This window comes from Acidovorax sp. KPB24-03, from assembly GCF_057546605.1.
Genome location: NZ_BAAJYR010000435.1, coordinates 1 through 2835, shown reverse-complemented (window position 1 = coordinate 2835; position 2835 = coordinate 1). Strand labels below are relative to the sequence as shown.

Genomic DNA, 2835 nt, shown 5'->3' with positions numbered 1-2835 from the left:
TGATCCGTCGCCGTCGCGGTCCCAGCCGCCGCGGCGCATCTCCCAGCGGCCGTCGTGCTGCACCCAGGCCGGCTGGCGGTAGACATAGCCGGGGCGGGCGCGGACCCAGTGGCCGGCCACCCAGACATGGCGATGGCCGCGCCATTCCCAATGGCCTGTCTCCCACACCATGCCGCGGCGCGGGGGCGGCACGGCTTCCCGGCGGGGCGGGGGCGGTGCCTGGTACTGCACCATCACGGGTCCGGGCTGCTGGTACACCGGTCCGCCAGACTGCACGATCACGGTGGCACTGGTGGCTGCCCGTGCCACGGTGGTGACGGAGCCCATCGCGGCGAGGGCCAGCGTGGCGGCGGTGAGGGCAATGGTCTTGCGGGTCATGACGATCTCCTTTGGAAAAGCGCTGTGTGTTTTTTTCAGCACCTCCATCGTGATCCTCCAACGTCAAGCCGGTGTCGCCGCGGCGCGAAGTGTTGTGACCGGGTGTTTCCGGCCGGGCAGGGGCGAGCGCCCGCGCCTCACCGGGCGGCGTAGCGCGCCAGCAGGGTGCGCACGATGCGCCGGTGGAACGGAACGACCAGCGCCATGTACACCCGGCCCAGCGTGTTGTGCACATGCACCACGGTGCTCAGGGCGATGCGGGGCGGCCCCTCCGCCGGTTGCCGCTTGGTCAGCGACACCTGCACGTCGAGGTGGCGGTCGTCCTGGCCCATGACCACTTCGTCCTCGGCCAGGTGCCGGATCCGGAAGATGCCCACGCGGTCGCCCACCCGGTAGCTGGCGGCGTCGCGCAGCGGGTGGGCGGCATCGCCACCGAGCGCTCCCAGGTCCTTCAGGCCTGCCAGCCGCACCAGCCGGTTGCGCAGCGCCATGAGCCGGTTCGTCCAGCCGGGCACGTGGGCCAGGGTGGACAGCCAGGCCTGCAGCGCGCTGCTCGCGGGCTCGGGGTCGGTGGCTTCGTAGCTGTCGGCGAAGTAGGCACCCGGCAGTGCCGATGCAATGGCGCTGCCGGGTGGCACCGCGACGGTGGTGATCTTTGGAGGATGGGGCATGGGGTGTATCGGGTGCTGGGGCGGTGGGCCGGAAAAACGAAGGGCGGCGCGGCTCAGCGCCGCATGCTGGTGAACACGTCGAACTCCCAGCTGCGCAGCGCCAGCAGGACGGTGTAGCCCTCGCGTTCGCGCTCGGGCATGCGCTGGTCGGCCAGGTGCTGCTGCGCGAAATCGTGCGCTACGCGCTGCATGCGCTCCCAGAAGGCCGGCGCCAGGCTGCGGCTGATCGCACCGTGCACCAGCAGCACGCCTTCGCCCGGGCCGTCGAAGCTGCCGGCGAAATAGTCGAGCAGCGCATGGTCGCGAAAGTAGTGCATCACTGGGCCATGGGGACGCCAGCGGAAGGTCTTGGCGAGCTTGAGGCGGTAGCGGTTCAGGGGGCGCAATTCGATGATGCCGATGCGGTCGAGCTGCGCGAGGTACTTCACGCCCTCGGCCTCGCTCAGGCGGTAGGTGGTCACGATCTGCTCCAGCGTCCACTGGCTCAGCACGCAGATCGCCATGAGCATCAGCTTCTTGTCGGCCACCACGGCCGTTTCCTGTGCCTGGCTCAGCTCCTTGAGCAACGGCTGGCTGTCGGCCACGCGCCGCGCCAGGTCGGCGAAGTCGAGGGCCAGCGCCCGGCAGATCGCATCGATGCGCGACAGCGGCATGTCGCCCTTGGCCAGCATGCGCTTGACGCTGGACTCGGCCATGCCCAGGGCCTGAGCCAGGTCCGCATAGGTCATCTGCGCGGATTTGAGTTCCTTCTTGAGGGCGGCAACGAGGTCGGCGGTGGTGCTCATGGGTATCGATTATGGATACCCGGCGTGGCTGGCGATGGGCCTGGGCGCGTTTCGTGCACCTTGGCGTGGCCAGGGTGGAGAGACTGCGTTCCAGTCCCCTTCCCGTCCCCCGTTCCATCCCGCTGCCTTCCGGAGTTTCGTCCATGCCGTTGTCCACCCGTTCTTTTTCCCGCGCCTTCCTCTCGCGTCCGGCCCCGGCCGAATGGGCCTTGTATGGCGCCCTGGCGGTGCTGGCCGCCGTGGGCGCCTGGGGCCCGCAGGTGGCGGCGGACCCGCACCAGCATGCCTTTGCCGACCAGCGCACGCTGTGGGGCATCGCGCATGCGATGAACGTGCTCACCAACCTGCCGTTCGCCCTCATTGGGCTGCTGGGCGTGCGGCGCCTGGTGCAGTGGGTGCGCAGCGGCAAGGCTGGCGGGTGCGGCGAGGGGGTGGTGCAGGCGGCCGGCACCGGCCGCACCACCACGGCGGTGATGGCGGCGATCTTCTTCTCGGGCCTGCTGCTCACGGCCGGCGCCTCGGCGCTGTACCACGCGGTGCCGCACGACATCACGCTGCTGTGGGACCGCATGGGCATGCTGGTGGCCTTCACCGGGCTGGTGGGCCTGGCGGTCGATGGGCGCATGGGTGCGCGGCCCGCCTGGGTGCTGGCCTGTGTGCTGCCGCTGGCGGGCGCGTTGTCGCTGCGGGCCTGGGGCATGGCGGGGCAGGTGCTGCCCTGGGGCGTGCTGCAGGGCGGGGGCATGCTGCTGGTCGCGGTGCTGGCGATGGTGCCGGCGCGGTCCAGCCGGCCGCCCCTGTCGCTGGTGGCCGTGATCGGCTGGTATGCCCTGGCCAAGCTGTTGGAGCTGGGCGACCACGCGGTGTTCGGCTGGACGGGCGGCTGGGTGTCGGGCCACAGCCTCAAGCACGTGGTGGCGGCCCTGGCCGCATGGCCGGTGATCGCAGCGCTGGCACCGCGCCGCGCCCCGCTGCCGGGCGCCTACTGGGCGCAGTGCGTG

4 protein-coding genes are annotated in these 2835 nt (G+C 70.9%); 1 reads left to right on the top strand and 3 read right to left on the bottom strand.

What is annotated here, in order from left to right:
* The 3 genes from AC27KI_RS22145 to AC27KI_RS22135 all read right to left on the bottom strand — a co-directional run.
* The coding region (locus tag AC27KI_RS22145) for a YXWGXW repeat-containing protein (RefSeq protein ID WP_487115861.1) at positions 1–378 on the bottom strand (378 nt) is incomplete at its 3' end.
* Positions 379–515: 137 nt separating this feature from the next.
* The gene (locus AC27KI_RS22140) at positions 516–1049 is read right to left on the bottom strand and encodes a DUF2867 domain-containing protein (protein ID WP_487090743.1); all 534 of its coding nucleotides are present in this window, start codon (positions 1047–1049) and stop codon (positions 516–518) included.
* 53 nt (positions 1050–1102) lie between these two features.
* Positions 1103–1834, bottom strand: coding sequence for a helix-turn-helix domain-containing protein (locus AC27KI_RS22135; RefSeq protein ID WP_284402471.1), 732 nt, complete (start codon positions 1832–1834; stop codon positions 1103–1105).
* 143 nt (positions 1835–1977) lie between these two features.
* On the opposite strand from AC27KI_RS22135, the gene AC27KI_RS22130 reads away from it, so the two are divergent.
* The coding region (locus AC27KI_RS22130; RefSeq protein WP_487115859.1) for a hypothetical protein at positions 1978–2835 on the top strand (858 nt) is incomplete at its 3' end.

Coding starts and splice junctions, on each gene's coding strand:
- AC27KI_RS22140 (WP_487090743.1), bottom strand. CDS start 1,049: ATGCCCCATCCTCCAAAGATCACCACCGTCGCGGTGCCACCCGGCAGC.
- AC27KI_RS22135 (WP_284402471.1), bottom strand. CDS start 1,834: ATGAGCACCACCGCCGACCTCGTTGCCGCCCTCAAGAAGGAACTCAAA.